This window comes from Stenomitos frigidus ULC18, assembly GCF_003003795.1.
In the GTDB taxonomy this organism is placed as follows: Bacteria; Cyanobacteriota; Cyanobacteriia; order Leptolyngbyales; family Leptolyngbyaceae; genus Stenomitos; species Stenomitos frigidus_A.
In genome coordinates this window covers 147460-167093 of the sequence record NZ_PVWK01000084.1, presented here as the reverse complement: position 1 = coordinate 167093, position 19634 = coordinate 147460, and the positions used below count along the sequence as shown (strand labels likewise).

Sequence of the window (19634 nt, the reverse complement as noted above, 5' to 3'; positions counted from 1 at the left end):
GCTGCTAGTGACAGTTGGCCTAGTGTATAAGCATTTTTTCGTGAGCGAACACTAAGCAACTCGCTTCTGTGTCCAGCCACCGACCACTAACAACCAATCACTTTATCTAAACTGCTGGCGCGTGATCAAGCTGGCAGTAAGGACGGCTATAGCTTAATGGTAGTTCCAACGCATGTCTTTCTAATAGCTGAGAGTCACCAAGAATACGCTCGGTAGGACCATCAAAAACAATACTGCCTTCACTGAGCACAACGGTGCGATCGCACAACTCCAGCGCCAGATCTAAATCATGCGTCGCAATCAGCTGTGTTAAAGGCAGGCTATCGAGTAGATGAATTAACTCGCGGCGACAGCGGGGATCGAGTTGAGCAGAGGGTTCATCAAGGATCAGTACTTGGGGCTGCATCGCGAGCACACCCGCGATCGCCACTCGCTTCTTCTCCCCACCCGATAGGTTATTAGCGTTCCGAGGTCCATAGTGACTTGGATCTAAGCAAACAGCTTTCATTGCCGCTGCTGCACGATGTTCCAACTCATGCCCCTTGACACCCTGATTGAGCGGCCCAAACGTCACGTCCTCCCAAACCGTTGGCATAAACAACTGATCATCTGGGTTCTGAAAAACCAGCCCGACAAAGTTACGAATGGCTTTCAAATTTTGAGGTTCCATTGTTAATTCACCGACCACGATCGATCCCGTTTGGGGAATCAGAAGACCATTAAAGTGCAGCAGCAACGTCGATTTACCAGACCCATTTGCCCCTACAAGAGCGACTCGTTCAGTGGCCTTAATTGAGAGATTGATCGCTTTCAATGCCTGCGTACCGTCAGGGTACTCATAGTTCAGGTTGCGAATATCAATGGGATTATGGTGCATGAAGGCCGCAGACTAAACGATTGAAAAGAGATAAATACCTTGTCCAAGCACCGTTAAGACAGCCGTGAGGGTTAAAGCAATAACATCACGCCGATTGCCAGACTTCGAGACCGTTACAGGCGGCAAGCCCTCATAGCCACGAGATAACATCGCTTGATGCACGCGCTCGCCTCGTTCAAGAGTACGGATAAACAACGACCCAAACATATTGCCAATGACCAGTCGCTGCCAGTGCTGACTACCCATCAAATTGCGAGACAGTGCCGCTCGCTGCATCGATTGAAACTCACTGATCAAAACAGCAATGTAACGATACATTGAAGCCAAAATTGCCACCAATAGCGGTGGCATGCGCAACACAGTTAGCGCGTGGAGCAATTCTGGAACAGAAGTCGTCAAGACCAAAACATTAGCTAGCAAGAGCGAGAGCAACGCTTTAATCGTCACGCTACCCAGAACCCAGAGCCCCTCTGTTGTAATCTGTAACCAACCCCAATGCCATAGCACCACGCCACCGCCACGAAAGAGAGTGCCCAGCAAAACAACGCTGATAAAAACTGATTCAACCACGACCCGTTTGAACAAAACTGATAGGGTGGCGCGGCTTAACAAGACGATCGCCCCAACACCAATCGCATAGATTGTCCAAGTCCACCAACGACCGTTTGGCGTCAGCGCGATCGCAAACAGCAGGAGCAGCGTACACAAAACGCGAGTCTTAGGAACAAGGTGGTGCCAGGGTGATGCCTGCTTACTGTCAACATCAAGATGAAAGGCACCAATGTGTAGTAACATCCATGCCATCCTTTAGGTAAAAAAGCACCAACAGTAGAAAATTATTTGTCCGAAACTGAATCTTCAGGGGGCACACCAGGTCTACGTACCAGTAGCTTACCCGCTCCCCAGGCAAGCCCAAACGTCACCAACGTTCCTGCCAAACCCGCAAGCGGTGTAGCAATCTGCTCAGGCACATTTCTAACAGCGTACTCGTCAAAAATAGCGTAAAAAGGCAGTTTGTGAGCAGGCTTGTCTGTCAACTCTTTCTCGCCAAACTTAAGATCTTCAGACACCCGATCCAAGCCGTCTGGATATTTACTTGCAAACGGCGATAGAAAAATTGCAATCAGCAGCGCAATACCCAGACCAGTAACCATAAGAGCGCGATTGCGCTGCTGATAAAGACGGTTATTCATAGCGACAATCTTTGAATGTGAGCATCTAGCAGGTCAATATCTAGCAGGTCAATTAACGCGGTACGAGCGGTTCTGAGGCCAATGATCGTGTTTTGCGTGGCGGATCGTAGAGTAGGTCAGGACGCGATCGCCAAATAAAACTGATGGTGGTCACAGAAATGATTGCCTCACCAATGCCAATCAAGATATGCCAGGAGGTCATCGCCGTCAGAGCTACTGCTAATGGCACTGTTCCAGATAAGGCGAGCTCGATCGCGCAAATCATAGAGGCGAAAACGACACTCACCCAGGCGGCGATCGCGACACCAATAAGTGTGCCTCTGAGTGCATTGCGTCCCAGCACAAAGCGAATTGATCGATACAGGTAGTAACCGCCAAAAGTGCCGATGAGCCCCATGTTAAAAACATTTGCCCCTAAAACGGTCAACCCACCATCCTGAAACAAAGCCCCTTGCACGATAAACACGACCGCCATAACGAGCGATCCTGCCCACGGCCCCAAGAGAACACCTGCTAGCGTACCGCCCAACAGATGACCCGACGTTCCACCTGGAATGGGAAAATTAATCATCTGTGCAGCAAAAATGAACGCAGCACAAACACCCATCAAGGGCACCGTTCGATCCTTATATTCAGATTCCACGCGCTTCAGCGACACCGCAATCAAGGCAATCGCCACCACCCAGGTGATCAAGCTGATGGGCAAGCTAAGAAACCCATCTGGAATGTGCATTGCCAACTGAGAAGGCATTACCCATCGCCACAGCTGGATAGATGAGAGATAAGGCACAGCAGCCTCAACTGTAATCAAAACAATCTCCTCTTAATTAGTAGAAAAATTGAAGCACCGCAAAGATTACTGAAGCACTGCAAAGAGTAAAGTAGCCTGGTCAGCAGACGCCGTCCGTCACACAGGCAACGTAATCTAATAAATTACTCTCTAACAAACACAGCTAAGAATTCAATCCTCCACGGGGGGATTTATAAGGCGGCGGCAGCAATCATTTAGCCATAAAGCGCCTTTATAGCGTTTTATAGACCTCAAAAATTTATTCCAGCCATTCTAGAAAGCAGCGTCTGGTTTGGTGCAGCTTCGGTAACCAGACCAATTTGGTCAGGCCTCTAGACTTAAACAATTCTTATGGTCTATGATTGTAGGCTGTGAGTTTTCACCAAATCTATGCACGCCCAAGAAATAATCCGCTCCATTGAAGCGGAGCAAATGAAGTCAAATTTACCGACTCTCTACATTGGCGACACCGTTAAAGTTGGCGTCATCATTCAAGAAGGCGGCAAAGAGCGGACACAGCCCTATGAAGGGGTTATCATCGCTCGTCGCGGAGCCGGTATCAATCAAAACATCACGGTTCGCAAAACCTTTCAGGGCGTGGGCGTAGAACGGGTCTTCCTGATTCACTCTCCTCGCATCGACAGCATCAAAGTGCTACGTAGGGCTAAAGTCCGCCGTGCCAAGCTTTACTACCTCCGCGATCGTATTGGTAAGGCAACTCGCCTCAAGCAGCGGTTCGATCGACCCCTTCAATAAGCTGCTAGCCCTTAGTTGTTAGTTGTTGGCAGCGAGTTTATGTCACAACCAACTGTTTAACAGCTAGCAACTAAGAACGCACAGCCGAACTGATAGACTAAAGGTGTTGATGCAAAAGCTTGAGTACGAGCGCTCTTAGTTCAGTTGGTAGAACGCAGGTCTCCAAAACCTGATGTCGGGGGTTCAAGTCCTCCAGGGCGCGCTCATTCAGTAGCATGATCGCCGTCAAAAAGGGATAGTATCGGCAACATTTCTATGTGATTCTAGTAATCGTTGCGATGTTGCTCTATAAGAGCTTCCCGAGAGGCTTCCGACGTAGAGCAATTTCATTGGCGCGAACCAGTCGCTAAACTGGGTTACATTAGTGGTACGATTGCCGCCTTTCCAGTCTGGTGCAATCGCAGACTTAGTTGGAAGTAAGGTGGTATGGTCAAACCTGCACTGTAAGAGAGAGGAAGAGGCCGTGGCAAAAAAGGACGAAGTTGAGGTGCAGGAAGCGAAATCAGGATTCGCGATTTCAGCATTTCTGCAAGAAACAAAGGACGAGCTTGACAAGGTTGTTTGGCCTAGCCGCCAGCAGCTGATCAGCGAGTCTATTGCTGTCATCTTGATGGTGATCCTTTCTGCAACTCTAATTTATCTCATTGACAATTTCTTCGCTTGGGGAGCCAAGCAGGTGTTTGGATGACTTTTGCAGCAGACGAATTTCAACAAAACTTGGCACAAATCGACACTGATGATGCTTCTGACGAAGCGCCCTCTCAAGGTGGTCGTTGGTATGCCGTTCAGGTTGCTTCTGGCTGCGAGAAACGCGTTAAAGCAAACCTGGAGCAGCGCATCGAAACGTTGGATGTTGCCAATCGCATCTTTCAGATCGAAATTCCTCAAACCCCTGCGATCAAGCTACGTAAAGATGGCAGTCGCCAAAATACAGAAGAGAAAGTCTTCCCCGGCTACGTGCTTGTCAATATGCTCATGGATGATGACACCTGGCAGGTTGTCAAAAACACACCCAATGTGATCAATTTCGTCGGTGCTGAGCAGAAACGGCGGTACGGTCGTGGACGAGGGCATGTGAAGCCCCTGCCATTGGGTAACGCTGAAGTTGAGCGTATTTTCAAGCAAGCTCAAGAGCAGGAACCTGTAGTCAAGATCGATATGGCTCCTGGAGACAAAATCCTGGTGCTTTCTGGTCCCTTTAAGGACTTTGAAGGTGAGGTCATTGAGGTTAGTCCTGAACGCAGTAAGCTAAAAGCACTGCTTTCCATCTTTGGGCGAGACACACCAGTGGAATTGGAGTTTAATCAGATTCAGAAAGAGAGCTAGTAGAGTCAATGGCAAAGAAAGTTGTTGCAGTCATTAAATTGGCAATCACCGCTGGGAAAGCAAACCCAGCACCTCCAATTGGTCCCGCGTTGGGTCAGCATGGGGTCAACATCATGATGTTCTGCAAAGAATATAATGGTAGAACCGCTGATCAGGCAGGGATGGTCGTGCCGGTTGAAATCTCAGTTTACGAAGACCGCAGTTTTACGTTTATTCTCAAGACCCCTCCTGCGTCAAAGCTAATTGCCAAGGCTGCCGGGATTGAGCGTGGGTCTGGCGAAGCAAATCGCAAGAAAGTGGGTTCCATCACTCGCTCTCAACTTCAGGAAATTGCTCAGGCTAAATTGCCTGACCTCAATGCAAATGATATCGAAGCAGCAATGCGGATTGTTGAAGGTACTGCCCGTAACATGGGTGTTACTGTCAAAGAATAGTCTGAAGTAGCAAAGCCTGGAACCTCAAATTGAGATCCCACCTTTGTTTGCTCTCATCTAAAATGTTCCAACGTGTAAACCAATAGTGGGGGAGAGGCAACGCTTCGTTAGTACCCCAGGAGAATCTTAATGGCGAAAGTATCTCGAAGACTGCAAGAACTTCAAAAGAAAGTCGAGGAGCGTGCTTACGAACCTCTGGAAGCGCTAAATCTGCTCAAAGAGACGGCAACGGCTAAATTCTCCGAGTCAGCAGAAGCGCACATCCGCTTGGGGATCGATCCAAAATACGCTGACCAACAGCTGCGAACAACTGTCGCTCTCCCAAAGGGTACAGGGCAAACCGTTCGCGTTGCGGTGATTGCTCGTGGTGAGAAAGTCACTGAGGCAAGCAATGCAGGCGCTGATTTGGCTGGCTCGGAAGAGCTCATTGCCGAGATTCAGAAAGGAGCGATTGACTTTGACCTGTTGATTGCGACGCCAGACATGATGCCCCAGGTGGCAAAGCTGGGTAAGCTTTTGGGTCCCCGTGGTTTGATGCCATCGCCTAAAGGTGGTACAGTTACCTTTGATTTACCCCAAGCGATCGCCGAATTTAAAGCAGGAAAATTAGAGTTTCGAGCAGACAAAACAGGCATCGTTCACGTGATGTTTGGCAAAGCTGCTTTTCCGACTGAAGACTTGCTGGTCAATTTGAAGGCATTGCAGGAAACCATCGATCGGAACCGACCCTCTGGTGCGAAGGGTCGCTACTGGCGTAGCGTTTACGTTGCGTCTACAATGGGTCCTTCCATCGAAGTTGATATCAGCTTGCTCCGTGACTTGAAATTTGGAGACGCGGCATAAAGCTCTCGCTGTTGACTGTTAGTTGTTAAACTAGAGGTTAATTAACAGTCGACTCTCCGTTAAACAGTAATCAAGAGTAAGCTGACTAGACGTTACTATTTGCAGTCAACAACTGAATAGCAAAGCCAGAGACAGCAGGTGCTTAACGCTTAATTCCCTGCTTAGGTTTTCGTTTTGTATTTTCTAATGTCAATGTTGCTCCGTTCAACATGACATGAGGATACGGCGCAACCCCGGCTTTTTAACCGGGGTTTTTTGATCTGGCTTTGTTTTTTAAGACTGATACGCAACGTTGAATGACACCAACACCCAGATAAAGGAGGTGAGACACATGGGTAGAACATACGAGGGTAAAAAAGCAATTGTCGCTGAGCTCAAAGAATCGTTGAGCTCGTCCCAGCTAGCCGTGGTGATTAATTACCAGGGGCTAACAGTTGCAGAAATTACAGACTTGCGGAAGCGGCTTTTGCCAACCGGTGCAACCTGTAAAGTGACTAAAAATACACTGATGCGGATTGCCGTCGAAGGTGATGCAACGTGGGAACCAATGACAACGTTGCTGTCAGAGTCAAATGCGTTTTTGCTCATCAAAGATGATGTTGGCGGGGCGCTGAAAGCGTACCAAGATTTCCAGAAGGCAACCAAGAAGACAGAACTTCGCGGTGGCGTCATGGAAGGGCGTGCATTGACTGAAGCCGATGTTAAAGCGATCGCCGACCTTCCATCGAAAGAACAGCTTATTGCGCAAATCGCCGGAGCGATCAACGGCGTCGCAACCAAATTGGCAGTCGGAATCAACCAAGTGCCGACGTCGTTGGCACGCGCCATTCAGGCAGTTGCCGACAAGGACAAAGAAGCCGCTTGAACCCGCTTCTAATGGTTAGTTTTAGTTCAATGCTAGAAACTAAACGCTAACGGCCAATCACTGACAATCCACAACTAACAACTCAGGAGATGACACAATGTCTGCAACAACCGATGAAATTTTGGAGAAGTTAAAAACACTGACGCTGTTGGAAGCGTCGGAACTAGTCACGCAAATTGAGGAGGCCTTTGGCGTTAGCGCAGCGGCTCCTGTCGGCGGCATGATGATGGCGGCTCCTGGTGCTGCTGCTCCAGTTGAAGAAGCCGAAGAACAGACTGAATTTGATCTCGTACTAGAAGAAGTTCCTGCTGACAAGAAGATCTCGATTCTGAAAGTCGTACGGACTTTGACTGGTCTGGGTCTGAAAGAAGCGAAAGATCTGGTGGAAGCCGCACCGAAGGCCGTTAAAGAAGGCGTTGCTAAGAGCGATGCTGAAGATGCTAAAAAGCAGTTGGAAGAAGCTGGCGCTAAAGTTTCGATCAAGTAGTCGAAGCCAATCACTTGACCTTGAAGTTAAAACTTCACATCAAAAAGGGGACGTTCTAACGTCCCCTTTTTCTGTTTTCAGTTAAGGGCTTCTAATCTCGATCGCTCAAAGAATGTAGAGCAATAAAAAGAGGAAAATCCAAACAACATCAACAAAATGCCAGTAAATTTCAGCTGCTTCGACACCAAAGTGTTTCTCGTTGCTGTAATGTCCTTGTCTGAGCGATCGCCACAGCACTGCCAAAATCAGAACCAGTCCAAACGCCACATGTAGTCCATGAAAGCCAGTCAGAACATAGAACGTACTGGCAAATAAATTGGTCTTCAGTCCAAACTCTAGATGGAAATACTCATAAAGCTGACCGGCTAAAAAGATTGCTCCCATCGCCGCTGTGAGCGCGAACCACTTCTGCAAACCCTTCACGTCATTCTTTTTAATCGCCGTATCCGCATTGTGGATGACGAAACTACTAGAAATCAAAATAATCGTGTTGAGTCCTGGCAGCAGTAGCTCTAACCTTGGGGTCCCTTCAGGAGGCCAACTTGGCGCAACCGAACGGAATGTCAAATAGGCTGTAAAAAGCCCCAAAAAGATCATCGCTTCTGCAATCAAAAAAATAGTGATGCCGAAGAGCCGATAATCGTGGTGCTCAGCGTGATGAGCGACAACCTCGGTATGGTGATGATTCAGAACCGTTTTAGTGGAATCGAGGGTGGAGCCTGTCATGATAAAAGGTATTGGGTTTTAGTTTCTAGCCGTTAGCCATTAGTCTGTGAGCCAAACTAAAGGCTCATTGACTCATGACTACGATCGATCATCAGGCGACACTGCTACAGCCGGGTCGGGATCGGCTCTCAGCACTGAATTGGGACCCGCAGCAAGAGCCGGATCTTGAGCATCCGAAAACGGAACATCCACAGGTGTGGCGCGATCGCCAAAGCCATAGTCGTATGGCCCCGTTGCCAACACTGGATCAGCTTCAAAGTTTTCGACTGGCGGCGGCGAACTGGTCATCCATTCCAGCGTTAACCCTTTCCACGGATTGTCTCCGGCTTTAGGTCCATACATCCAACTCCAGATGACGTTCACAATAAAGGGTAGCGTCGAAACGGCAAGGATATAAGCACCGATCGTGCAAATGAGGTTGAGGAAAGCAAATCTGGGTTCGTATTCGGCGATCCGGCGATTCATGCCCTCTAGACCTAATTTGTGCATTGGCAAGAAGGCCAGATTGAAGCCAATCAGGTTCAGCCAAAAGTGCACCTGTCCCCAGGTTTCGTTTAGCATCCGGCCAGTCATCTTAGGGAACCAGTGGTAAAATCCAGCGTAGATACCAAAGACACTGCCACCAAACAAGACGTAGTGGATGTGCGCCACGATGAAGTAAGTATCGTGCACATGGATGTCAAACGGCACGGCGGCAACCATCACGCCGCTAATGCCACCAATCACAAACATCGATAGAAACCCAAGCGCAAACAGCATGGCACTGTTTAGACGCAGTTTGCCGCCCCAAATTGTTGCTAGCCAACTAAACACTTTGATCCCCGTTGGCACTGCGATCACCATTGTTGTGATCATGAAAAACATCCGCAGCCAGGGTGGCGTACCGCTGGTAAACATGTGATGTGCCCAAACAATCAGCCCCAAGAAGCAGATGGCTAGACTGGAGTACGCGATCGCTTTATAGCCAAAAATCGGTTTACGGGCATGCACCGGCAAAATCTCAGAGATCATGCCAAACACCGGCAGGATCATGATGTAAACCGCTGGGTGGGAGTAAAACCAGAACATATGCTGGTAGACGATTGGATTCCCACCACCCGTTGGGTTAAAGAAGGCTGTACCGATCAGCAAGTCAAATGCCAACAAAATTAGCGCTCCGGCAAGCACAGGAGTCGCGATCAGTGCCAGCGCGGATGTTGCCAACATTGCCCAGCAAAACAACGGCATCTGGTTGAAGCCCATGCCTGCTACCCGCATCTTGAAAATGGTAGCGATGAAATTAATCGCTGCCAGAATCGATGATGTGCCAAGGATCAAGACACTCAGAATCCAGATCGCTTCACCTGCCTGGTCTGTTACCAAACTGAGGGGCGGATAGGATGTCCAGCCAGCACCAGGAGCCCCAACAAAGAAGCTGCAAAGTAACAGAATGCCCGCTGGCGGAATCATCCAAAAGGCAAGGGCATTCAGCCTGGGAAACGCCATGTCCCGCGCTCCGATCAAAAGAGGCACCAAATAGTTGCCAAAACCGCCCGTGGTGCCCGGCACAATCCACAGAAAAATCATCACCGTGGCATGCACCGTGAACAGGCTGTTGTAGACCTCTCGGCTCACAAAGTCTACTTCAGGCGTCGCTAATTCGGTGCGGACAGCAGTCGCCAAAGCGCCACCGATCAGGTAGAAAACAAACGTCGTCACCAGGTATTGAATCCCAATTACCTTGTGGTCTGTACTGAAGCTAAAGTAAGTCCGCCAATGAGTCCCGGTTGGTTCGGAACCATGAGCGGGAAGGTTGGCAGTTTCTTGTAGCTGTGCTTGGGTCATAAGAGTAAATCCATTGCGATCAGCTCATCGCTCATTGCTTTTACAGGTAAGCGCACTAGCATCTCGATCGAGGGCTAGCTTGCAGAAGAGACATGGGCAGAAGCAGAGTGCAGTTGATGCAGCAGTTCAGGACGGACACCCAAGCGATCGGCGTAAGGAGCCAGAAACTCATCCGGCGCTTGATCAGTAGGGTTGACCGCGATCGTCTGTTCCAGCCCATTCGCACTAGCGACTTTCTGTTCTTGAACCCAGGCAGCAAAATCGGCAGGTGACTCCGCAATCACTTTTGTGCGCATGGCACCGTGATAGGGACCACAGAGTTCAGCACAAATGACGGGATATTCACCGATTCGATTGGGCGTAAACCGGAGTTCAGTAGGCTGACCAGGGACTGCATCCTGCTTTAACCGAAATTCAGGTACCCAAAACGCATGCAAAACATCGCTTGCAGAGATGTCCAGCAGCACTTCGCGCCCAACCGGAACATGGAGTTCGCCGGCAACAACGCCACTATCAGGATAGGTAAAAATCCAGGCATACTGTAAGCCATTTGCCTGAATCACAAATTCTTTCGACGGGTTTTCCTTCCCAGGCATTGAGCCCACACCGGGAGTGATTGATGTTTCAGAGCCACCTTCTTTTTGAATTACTCCACCAGGAATGGCTCCTTCAGCCTGGGGGTTGGCATCTGACGACGCCTCCGCTAACAGGTTTGGCATTCCTTCATCTTGACTGGCCGGGAGTGGTGCGGCGATCGCCGCACCAGGCATGTTTGCCATCTGATGTGTTGGCTGCCCATGCGCGACTGAGTGTTCCATTGGATTTAAGCCGCCGATCTGGCTGTAAACCTCGAAGCTATAGATTGCCAGACCCAGGACGATCACCGCCGGAATCGATGTCCAAAGAATCTCTAGAGGAATGTTGCCATGAACAGGCGACCCATCTGTCTCATCACCAGGTTGACGGCGGAACTTAAACACCGCCACAAAAATAACGCCTGTAACAAGCAAAAACAGACCAGTACCGATCATCATCATTGTGTCAAACAGCCCGTCAATCAGAGGTGCTGCTTCGGACGCTTCGACAGGCATCAAACCGTGGTTTTGACCAACCCAGACGCTAATCAGGGTCAGCAGAATGCCAGCTAGCATCGTGGTAATAGAGCTTGGGATATTCACAATACAAGTCCGTCTAAACAATGTCGATCGTTTAGAGACACGACGCAGAGCAACAGAATGAATCTTGAGGAGAATCAAACGTTGGAAGGTGCAGCGCGTTCTCTATGCGATCCTCAGATTTGTCCTACCTACAAGGTAAGGCAGTGGTCTCAGAAACGGAGCGATTATTGATTATCCTTATAGATTTCTTCAGGATCGCTGTTGGTCAGCGACTCACTCTTCAGTAAAGCGCGCTAGAGGCGCAATTCACGATTGCGGCCTGCGTCGATCTAGGCACACTCTAGGGTGCCATCCAAGCCTTAAGCTCCTTTTTGCAAAACGTGATACTGCAAAAACTGCATAATCCGAAGAAATTCCAAAGGGGCGGGGACAAATGCAACCACGTCATTAAAGTGATAACAAGTACGTGAAGCGTAAGCGTTGTGAGTGTGACAAAACCCGCTTTCAGAAATGTAGTGCTAGGTTTGGAGTACATGATTACTCCTGAATTTCGCTTCGCCACGTTTAATTTTGTGAGTTTTTTAATTTTGTGAGTTTAAGGATAAGCCGATGGCTGATGCTATCTTCCATCAATCCCCTGCTGAATCATCTCGCCCTCGATCGCGAGTGAGTCGCTTTGCTTTCGCAATGGCTGCAGAAACGCTGTTTCTCATGGCGTTGGGTAGCGCTACCCGTGTGATGAACGCGGGTCTTGCCTGCCCCGATTGGCCCCTCTGCTATGGTGAATTGGTGCCCCGACAGCAAATGAATTTCCAGGTTTTTCTAGAGTTGTTTCACCGCTTAACGGCATCATCGATGGGCTTCTTCGCGATCGCCCTCGCTGCTACTGCGTGGTGGTACCGTCGCTCACTGCCTCGCTGGACACCCTGGGCAACCACGTTTGCTTTAGTTCTCGTTGTGGTTCAAGGTCTTCTCGGTGCGCTCACCGTGACTGAATTGCTCCGCTTTGATATCGTCACCGCACACCTGGGGACAGCGCTACTATTTTTTGTGACGCTACTGGCGATCGGGGTTGCTCTGATGCCTCACAAAGGCATAGGGACGGCTGAAAAGCTTCCCTGGGTCGGGCTTCTAGCAGCAGTTTTAGTCTATGTACAAAGTATTCTCGGTGCGCTAGTTGCCTCCCAATGGGCGTTACATCAATGCCTTAACGATTCTGGACTTTGCCTGGTGATGCATAGCCATGTTGCGGGTGTCGTACCACCCACGCTGGCAACGCTGGCGCTAGTGATTTTGGCGTGGCGGACTCCAGCCCTACACCCCACCTTGCGAAGGTTAGCAAGCATCGCCAGTGGTCTAATAATGCTTCAGATTCTTTTGGGAGTGGCGACGTTCAAGCTAAGGCTACAAGTGGAACCGCTAACGGTGTCGCATCAGGCGATCGGCGCAGCTTTGCTAGGAGCGTTAGTAGCATTTACTGTACTGGCACTGCGTGATGGCTCCCCCGCAACGGTTGATGAATCAGTCGAACCATTCTCTGCAGCTGTACAGTCGGCGGCGACTAGTAGCTTTCCTGGTGATCGCGCAAACGGTCAACCTGCTTGACCGCTGCCAATCGAGTTCGATGACATCAAGCTGATGGCGTACGGCCAAGCAAACGAGGTTTAGTTAAGTCTCGCAGCTGAACAGCTTCCAGCGATCGCTCCTCCAAAGTTACAACTCCAGTGCCGGTTTGTTTTTTAAAGGTCTGTCTTCTTTTAGGAAAGAGCGAATGCAAGAAACTCTCTTAACTGGTATCTCCCGCCAACACGAAAACGTTTTACAGGTCATTCAAAGCTATTACCAGCTCACCAAACCTCGCATCATTTTACTACTGCTGATTACAACGGCTGGCGGCATGTGGATTGCAGCCAATGGCGAGGTGAGTCCTGTCCTTTTGCTGGTGACATTGTTTAGCGGTGCTTGCGCTGCTGGTGCTGCCAATACCATCAATTGCTTCTACGATCGCGATATCGATTACATCATGGAGCGGACTCGTCATCGTCCCCTGCCGTCAGGACGGATACAGCCGCGTGATGCGCTGATTTTTGCCATTACCCTTGCAACGCTTTCGTTCACGCTGCTGGCTGTTTTTGCCAATCTTTTAAGCGCTTGCCTAGCCATGTCCGGCATCGTCTTCTACGTGCTGATCTATACCCATTGGTTGAAGCGGCACAGCACGCTCAACATTGTCATCGGGGGCGCTGCTGGTGCAATTCCGCCGCTGGTTGGCTGGGCTGCGGTGACGGGTGATTTAAGCTGGGCAGCGTGGGTACTGTTTGCCATTATCTTTCTTTGGACACCACCCCACTTTTGGGCGCTGGCAGTCTTGATTCGGGACGATTATGCCAAAGTCGGTGTGCCCATGTTGCCTGTGGTCGTTGGCAATGAGCCAACTGCCCGCCAAATTTTTTATTACACGCTGGCATTGATACCTGTCACCCTGCTGCTGGTTTACCCATTACATGTGATGGGTGCTGTCTATGCTGGTATTGCCTTGCTGCTGGGAGGCGTTTTCGTGCAAAAGGCATGGCAGCTGCTGCAAACACCGTCAGATTTAACCGTTGCGCGATCGGTCTTCAAGTATTCCATTCTGTACCTTATGTTCCTCTGTGCGGGTATGGGACTCGATAGTTTGCCCATCACTCACCACGTTACCGATGTTGTTGCTGCAAACGTACAGACTTTCATCAGTTCGTTCCAAGCTTAGGCGTGACAGCCTGGACGATCTTCAAGCAAACCGTTACCGTCTTTCCACTGTCGCTCAACGCTGGAAGGATGTGAAGCTAACGCCCTCAGACCTTAGGAAACTCAAGTTTCCTCCCGTAGACATATGCCATGAAATGTTTCTACGGGGATTGAACCGTTGATCAAGACACGATCGCAGTGCTTTGATCGCATCTCTCTACACAAGTTCGCGATGGCTTCAACTACGATAAGATGAGGGTATGTTGAGATTTGTATAGCTTGGGGGGAGTAGTATATGGCTCCTGCGGTGTTGATTGAAAACCTGAAGAAGTGTTATGGCTCTGTAGAAGCTGTGAAAGGTGTCTCGCTTCAGGTTGAGCCAGGAGAAATCTTTGGTCTCTTGGGTCCCAACGGTGCGGGTAAAACAACCACTCTACGCTGCCTATGTACGTTGGCTGAACCTGACTCTGGCAGAGTGGAAATCTGCGGTATCTCTGTCATTGATCAGCCTCGCCTGGCTCGACAATACTTAGGCTACATTGCTCAGGAAGTGGCTTTAGACCCGGTGTTGACAGGACGCGAACTGCTTCAACTTCAGGCAGCGCTTTACCACCTTCCTCGCGCGATCGCTAAAGAACGTATCGCACTGGTTCTCAAATTGCTGGACTTAGAACGTTACGCCGATCAAAAGACTGGCACTTATTCAGGTGGGTTGAAGAAGCGGTTAGATTTGGCGGCGGGCTTACTCCATCAGCCTCAGGTACTGGTTCTGGATGAGCCGACCGTTGGGCTTGATATCGAAAGTCGGCTGGCTGTTTGGAATTTTCTTCGTGGGTTGCGGGCAGACGGTACGACTGTTCTAATCACCAGCCATTATCTTGAGGAAGTGGATGCACTTGCCGATCGTGTTGCCATTATTGACCAGGGTACGGTGATTGCAACGGGCAAGCCCTCAGCGCTCAAAGACGATGTCGGGGGCGATCGAATTACGCTTCGGATCCGTGAATTCTCGCCGCTTGAAGAAGCGGAACAAGCAAAAGTACTGCTTCAGTCGTTGCCATCCGTTCAAGAAATTATCATCAACAGCGCTCAGGGTAATTCGCTGAACCTGGTTGTTCACCCTCAGAGCGACGCCCTTGCTGCGATCCAGCAAGCCCTGCAAACGGCTGGCTTACCCACCTTTGGTATTGCTCAGTCCCGTCCCAGCCTGGATGATGTTTACTTGGCAGCGACTGGGCGCACTTTACTGGACGCCGAAATTGCAGCCACTGGCAGTCGCGATCCGAAAGCAGAGCGGAAGCAGAGTATGCGCTAATGGAGACGGGTGAACCAATGCAACCGGAGAGCGGCTTTAACAGTATGGCCGCCAGCCGCGCGACACCGTTGGGAAACCGTCCCTGCATAATCCCTGGATTTAATTTCACTGCTTAGTATGCAGCCCTTAGTGCCAACCTCACTTTCAAGGTTCAACTTATGAGCACAACGTTTACACCATCTAAAACTGAACTGAACAAACGCACTGAAATTCAACCCAACTCAGCGTTGAGTGATTTTCTGCAGGAGACTGGGGCGCTGACCCGTCGTCTCTTCATTCAGCTCCAACGTCGTCCATCGACCCTGATTGCAGGTATTATTCAGCCGATCATGTGGCTGGTATTGTTCGGAGCGCTGTTCCAAAATGCGCCACAGGGTCTCTTTGGGACAGATGTTACCTACGGACAGTTTCTGGGTGCAGGCGTAATCGTCTTCACGGCGTTTGGTGGTGCTCTCAATGCGGGGCTACCAGTGATGTTTGATCGCGAGTTTGGTTTCCTTAATCGGCTGCTGGTAGCGCCATTGGCATCTCGCTTTTCGATCGTCGTGGCATCCGCCATTTTTATCACCACGCTGAGCTTCATTCAGACAGTGGCGATCGTCACCATGAGTGCCCTGCTGGGAGCAGGTTTGCCAAATACGCTGGGGTTAGGTTTGGTTGGCCTGATCGTGTTGCTGCTGGTGTTGGGCGTTACCGCCTTGAGCTTAGGGCTTTCCTTCTCTCTGCCCGGTCACATCGAGCTTATTGCAGTTATTTTTGTCACGAACCTGCCGTTACTGTTTGCCAGCACTGCATTGGTTCCCCTGTCATTTATGCCGCTCTGGCTGCAGTGGGTGGCAACGCTCAATCCCTTGAGCTACGCGATCGAACCCATCCGCTATGTTTACCTGCATAGTGACTGGTCGTTAAGCAGTATCGTCATGCAGGCACCTTGGGGTTCTGTCACACTGGGGGCCGCCCTGCTATTGCTACTCAGCTTTGACGTAGTGGCGTTGCTTATTATTCAGCCAAAGCTGCGTCGAACATTGGCTTAACGTCTTGGTAGAGGTGAAGAGCACACGCAGGAATGCTTTTTGGGTTGATGCTAAAATATCTTTGGGGTTAGGGAGCATTCTGCTGCTGTACGGCGTCTTATTAAGAGACTGATGCAGTGAGTTCTCAGGTAACTATTTCAGGTAAAGGACGTTTTATGGCTAGAACAACAAAAGTTTCAACGCTGCTTGCATGTCACCCAGCCAGAGTCACGCTGGGCTTTGTGGCAGCGATCGGGCTGATAGCTAGCTTTTCTCACTCAGCGTCAGCGCAACAAGCAAATGTGGCTCAACCCCAGCAAATTTTCCAAGATCAGCAAAACCGAGATCCCTTTTCGAGTCGAGGCAACGATCAGGCTGGTGGTGTGATGGATTTGGTGCACCGAGCCATGCAGGCAGGTTCTCTCAGCAACGAAGACTTTTACAACCAGCAAACAGAGAATCTTGATTCAGCAACGGCTGATTTTCGGGCAGCGCAGCAACAGCGTTTGAAGGGTGCCCCAGCCGTACCCGCAACGCCTTCAGCGACAGCAACACCCACAAAATAGCTCACGATAGAGTTCATGGTCTGGACCTACGTCGCTTTGGCATGAACGAAGTCGCTCTTTTTACTCTGCTTGCCGAAGGCTTACTTTCCAGACTTTCCAGACAATAGCTTAAACTCGTAGACTGTACGGCTACCAGCAGTGACTGAACCGATTGTCATCAGGAGAATGTGGCTTTGGCGATCGCCTGACGGTAGAAAGTGGATTGGTTCAGTTGCACCTGTTGCCGTAAACGTGGGTTGCGAGAGCACTCTTCTGACGCCCGCACGGCTAGGATCGCTACGCATGGCTGTTACTAGAGCCTGAGTTGCGTCATAGGCCAGAGCAGTGCGCCAATTGATTGAGGCTTGTTGCCCCCAAAGTTGCTTTGACTGCTGCTGGAAGGGCGATCGAGTGACATCAGCAGGAACAGCTACGACCAGCCCTGTCGCATCCTGACCAGCGACCTTGAGTACCTTCGCGGTTGAGATACTGTCGCCAGCCAGCACCTTAAGACGACGGCGGTTGAGTTGCACAATCTGGATCGCCTGATCAGAAACGGTGCTGTCTGGTGCCAGCATGATCACTTCTGCACCTTTTGCGATCGCCGTTTCAACGCTATCAGCCGCATCAAAATCGGGACGAGAGAAGTCGAACTCGCTCATCAATTCTACGCCGTTGTAGAACAGAGCATTCTTGAACTCGGTTTTAAGCGACATGCTATAAGCACTAGCAGCATTGAAGAAGATAACCACCTTGCGCTTCTTCAGGTTATTCAGCATGTAGTTACTCAGTGCCTTAGCAGTCAGGCGATCGCTCGGCATGGTACGGAAGATATAGCTACCGAAGTTGGATAACTGCACGGCCGAACTAAGCGGTGACACCATCACCAGCTGATTCGCCTGGTAAACAGCGGCAGCAGACAATGTTGTGTCGCTAATACCATGCCCAACCACGCCTAAAATCTCTGGTTGGCTGGCCAAGAGGGTTGCTAACTGTTGAGCCGTATCAAGCTTGTTGTCATCGTTAGCAATCACAACCTTCAAACGAATGCCGTTAATGCCACCACCCCGATTCAGGTCATCCTGAGCCTTGGCAACCCCTCTCAAAATTTCGAGCGCCGACCCAAAGGTATCGCCCAAGGGGACAGCAACCGCGATTTTGTAGGACGTTTCAGCACCAATACGTGCGTTGTTGAGGTAGATCAAGGTTTCAGGATCACCCTGACTGCTCTGACGTGCTGACTCCAGAGCCACAACTGCCTTCGTATATTCTCCAGCAGCAAACCGCTCAACGCCTTCTTGCTTTTTGGGGTTGACCTGCCATTGGCTCAGCAGCTTTTCGCCCGCGCTGATACGATCGTTGGTTGCGTTCCGCACTGAATTCGATACAGGCTCATGCGATGCCAACGGCACCCATTTAGAAAGCGATGAACCACGCATCAGGGCAGTCAGACCAAACGCCGCAATGACCACGCCGCCTGTGATCGCCAGCGCTTTAGTCACGTTGAACCGATGGCTAACTGGGCGGTGCTCTGAGCGTTCTCCTTGAAACCGGGTCTGGAGTGGCGGGGTGATAGTGAGAGGGCTTGCTGCCGTACGACCGAGAAAATTAGCCGTACTGAGAGTAGCGGGTGCTCCACCACTACCAACCTGCTGTAGCGCTTGCCTCGCCTCTAACGCGGACTGATAGCGGTGGATGTAGTGGTAGCAGATCATTCTTTCTAGAAATGCTGCCAGCGACTCACTCACCTGCGCCTGGTCTCGCCAAACAATCTCAGACGTATTGAAGTCTTGCGGCAGTTGAGAGGGACGCATCCCCGTCAATGTCTGGATGGCAACCATGCCCAGTGAGTAGAGGTCGCTACTAAACTGCGGTCTACCCAAACATTGCTCACTAGCACCGTACCCAGAGGTGTAAATCGGGATGCTCAAGCTAGTCTCGCCTGTTGCTTCAGCGATCGTGTTGCCCAAGGTTTTTACCGCACCGAAGTCGATCAGGACAAATTTGCCATCGCGATCGCGACGAATCAAATTTTCGGGCTTGATGTCTCGATGAATGACTCCTTGAGCATGGACAAACTCCAAAACACTCAAGATATCGTCTAACAACGCAATCACCTGCTGCTCAGAAAAGTGAACACCTTCAGTGAGTTCGTCACTGAGCGGATGACCCTCCACAAATTCCTGTACCAGATAAAACTCTTGATTCTCTTCAAAATATGCCAGCAATTGCGGAATCTGGTCGTGCCGACCTAACCGCTCTAAAGCCTCTGCCTCTTGGTGAAAAAGTCGCCGCACCTGCTGAAGCACTGCTGCATTAGGGCTGGCGAACGTAAGATGTTTCAGCACACAGCGTGGGTTCCCAGGACGCTGCGTATCTTCAGCAATATAGGTATGACCAAAACCTCCTGCTCCCAAGACGTTGATAATTTTGTAGCGCGCACCGATGAGTTCGCCCAGCATTACATCCACAGCTAGCGGTAAACTCGCCCCGTTTAAAGGGCGAAATCACTTTCTATTGACTCTACCGTGATGCTGATGATCCTGCCAGAGGAAATATAAGCATGCGGAGTACTAAATTCAGCAGGCACCCAATAGCGAGCTCCCCCTGCCGCACTGTTTATGTAGAATGATTAAGCAATGAGAGCAGTACACCTAAGCACCGTAAAACGAGATCGCGATAACGCGATCGGCGATGAGTGTAGATTGGGCTACGAATGACTGCCAGCTAAGGTTTGCCGCTCAGTAAGATTCAGCTGATCGCTCCCCAAAGTATGAATTGAGCTTTTAACAAGT

The 19634-nt window shown here is 50.2% G+C and carries 20 protein-coding genes, 1 tRNA gene and 1 other annotated feature; of the genes, 13 read left to right on the top strand and 8 right to left on the bottom strand.

Annotated elements, in window-relative coordinates; translation table 11 throughout:
• Positions 1-106: 106 nt before the first annotated feature.
• From C7B82_RS15935 to cbiM, 4 genes are read right to left on the bottom strand one after another with little or no spacing between them, the layout of a single operon-like run.
• A complete protein-coding gene (locus tag C7B82_RS15935; protein ID WP_106257271.1) occupies positions 107-877 on the bottom strand; it encodes an energy-coupling factor ABC transporter ATP-binding protein in 771 nt (256 codons plus the stop codon).
• A 12-nt stretch (positions 878-889) separates the two neighbouring features.
• Positions 890-1672: a cobalt ECF transporter T component CbiQ gene (gene cbiQ, locus C7B82_RS15930; RefSeq protein WP_106257270.1), complete on the bottom strand. Its 783-nt coding sequence runs from the start codon at positions 1670-1672 to the stop codon at positions 890-892.
• A 41-nt stretch (positions 1673-1713) separates the two neighbouring features.
• A complete protein-coding gene (locus C7B82_RS15925; protein WP_106257269.1) occupies positions 1714-2070 on the bottom strand; it encodes a PDGLE domain-containing protein in 357 nt (118 codons plus the stop codon).
• 52 nt (positions 2071-2122) lie between these two features.
• On the bottom strand, positions 2123-2881 hold the full coding sequence (gene cbiM, locus C7B82_RS15920; protein ID WP_245939927.1) for a cobalt transporter CbiM: 759 nt from the start codon (positions 2879-2881) through the stop codon (positions 2123-2125).
• Between the two features lie 369 nt (positions 2882-3250).
• On the opposite strand from cbiM, the gene rplS reads away from it, so the two are divergent.
• From rplS to rplL, 8 genes are all read left to right on the top strand, one after another.
• The gene (rplS, locus tag C7B82_RS15915) at positions 3251-3616 is read left to right on the top strand and encodes a 50S ribosomal protein L19 (protein ID WP_106257267.1); all 366 of its coding nucleotides are present in this window, start codon (positions 3251-3253) and stop codon (positions 3614-3616) included.
• Positions 3617-3745: 129 nt separating this feature from the next.
• Positions 3746-3818, top strand: a tRNA-Trp gene (locus tag C7B82_RS15910).
• Positions 3819-4079: 261 nt separating this feature from the next.
• Positions 4080-4304 (top strand): preprotein translocase subunit SecE, encoded by a 225-nt coding sequence (gene secE, locus C7B82_RS15905; protein ID WP_106257266.1) that lies wholly within the window; start codon positions 4080-4082, stop codon positions 4302-4304.
• A complete protein-coding gene (nusG, locus tag C7B82_RS15900; RefSeq protein ID WP_106257265.1) occupies positions 4301-4942 on the top strand; it encodes a transcription termination/antitermination protein NusG in 642 nt (213 codons plus the stop codon). The genes secE and nusG overlap by 4 nt, the downstream gene beginning before the upstream one ends.
• A gap of 8 nt (positions 4943-4950) precedes the next feature.
• Entirely contained in the window at positions 4951-5376 is a 426-nt protein-coding gene (gene rplK / locus C7B82_RS15895; RefSeq protein WP_106257264.1) for a 50S ribosomal protein L11, read from the top strand.
• Positions 5377-5505: 129 nt separating this feature from the next.
• Positions 5506-6219 carry a 50S ribosomal protein L1 gene (rplA, locus tag C7B82_RS15890; RefSeq protein WP_106257263.1) on the top strand — a complete coding sequence of 238 codons (714 nt, stop codon included), beginning with the start codon at positions 5506-5508 and terminating at the stop codon, positions 6217-6219.
• A 107-nt stretch (positions 6220-6326) separates the two neighbouring features.
• Positions 6327-6486, top strand: a sequence feature (ribosomal protein L10 leader region).
• 64 nt (positions 6487-6550) lie between these two features.
• A complete protein-coding gene (rplJ, locus tag C7B82_RS15885) occupies positions 6551-7084 on the top strand; it encodes a 50S ribosomal protein L10 (protein WP_106257262.1) in 534 nt (177 codons plus the stop codon).
• Positions 7085-7181: 97 nt separating this feature from the next.
• Positions 7182-7571, top strand: coding sequence for a 50S ribosomal protein L7/L12 (rplL, locus tag C7B82_RS15880; protein ID WP_106257261.1), 390 nt, complete (start codon positions 7182-7184; stop codon positions 7569-7571).
• A 105-nt stretch (positions 7572-7676) separates the two neighbouring features.
• On the opposite strand, the gene C7B82_RS15875 is transcribed toward rplL, so the two are convergent.
• The 3 genes from C7B82_RS15875 to C7B82_RS15865 all read right to left on the bottom strand — a co-directional run bounded on the left by C7B82_RS15875 (position 7677) and on the right by C7B82_RS15865 (position 11299).
• Positions 7677-8297 (bottom strand): cytochrome c oxidase subunit 3, encoded by a 621-nt coding sequence (locus tag C7B82_RS15875; protein ID WP_106257260.1) that lies wholly within the window; start codon positions 8295-8297, stop codon positions 7677-7679.
• Between the two features lie 78 nt (positions 8298-8375).
• Positions 8376-10121 carry a cytochrome c oxidase subunit I gene (gene ctaD / locus C7B82_RS15870; protein WP_106257259.1) on the bottom strand — a complete coding sequence of 582 codons (1746 nt, stop codon included), beginning with the start codon at positions 10119-10121 and terminating at the stop codon, positions 8376-8378.
• 74 nt (positions 10122-10195) lie between these two features.
• Positions 10196-11299, bottom strand: coding sequence for a cytochrome c oxidase subunit II (locus C7B82_RS15865; protein ID WP_181357519.1), 1104 nt, complete (start codon positions 11297-11299; stop codon positions 10196-10198).
• Positions 11300-11848: 549 nt separating this feature from the next.
• Here C7B82_RS15865 and C7B82_RS15860 point away from each other — a divergent pair.
• The 5 genes from C7B82_RS15860 to C7B82_RS15840 all read left to right on the top strand — a co-directional run bounded on the left by C7B82_RS15860 (position 11849) and on the right by C7B82_RS15840 (position 16860).
• Positions 11849-12844, top strand: a complete 996-nt coding sequence (locus tag C7B82_RS15860) for a COX15/CtaA family protein (protein WP_106257257.1) — start codon at positions 11849-11851, stop codon at positions 12842-12844.
• Positions 12845-13010: 166 nt separating this feature from the next.
• Positions 13011-13988 (top strand): heme o synthase, encoded by a 978-nt coding sequence (locus C7B82_RS15855; protein WP_106257256.1) that lies wholly within the window; start codon positions 13011-13013, stop codon positions 13986-13988.
• A gap of 273 nt (positions 13989-14261) precedes the next feature.
• The gene (locus C7B82_RS15850; RefSeq protein WP_106257255.1) at positions 14262-15281 is read left to right on the top strand and encodes an ABC transporter ATP-binding protein; all 1020 of its coding nucleotides are present in this window, start codon (positions 14262-14264) and stop codon (positions 15279-15281) included.
• A 158-nt stretch (positions 15282-15439) separates the two neighbouring features.
• Positions 15440-16315 carry an ABC transporter permease gene (locus tag C7B82_RS15845; RefSeq protein WP_106257254.1) on the top strand — a complete coding sequence of 292 codons (876 nt, stop codon included), beginning with the start codon at positions 15440-15442 and terminating at the stop codon, positions 16313-16315.
• 155 nt (positions 16316-16470) lie between these two features.
• The gene (locus tag C7B82_RS15840) at positions 16471-16860 is read left to right on the top strand and encodes a hypothetical protein (RefSeq protein WP_106257253.1); all 390 of its coding nucleotides are present in this window, start codon (positions 16471-16473) and stop codon (positions 16858-16860) included.
• Between the two features lie 80 nt (positions 16861-16940).
• Here the strand turns inward: C7B82_RS15840 and C7B82_RS32385 are convergent, their stop codons facing one another.
• Positions 16941-19301: a bifunctional serine/threonine-protein kinase/ABC transporter substrate-binding protein gene (locus tag C7B82_RS32385; RefSeq protein ID WP_181357518.1), complete on the bottom strand. Its 2361-nt coding sequence runs from the start codon at positions 19299-19301 to the stop codon at positions 16941-16943.
• Between the last annotated feature and the right edge of the window lie 333 nt (positions 19302-19634).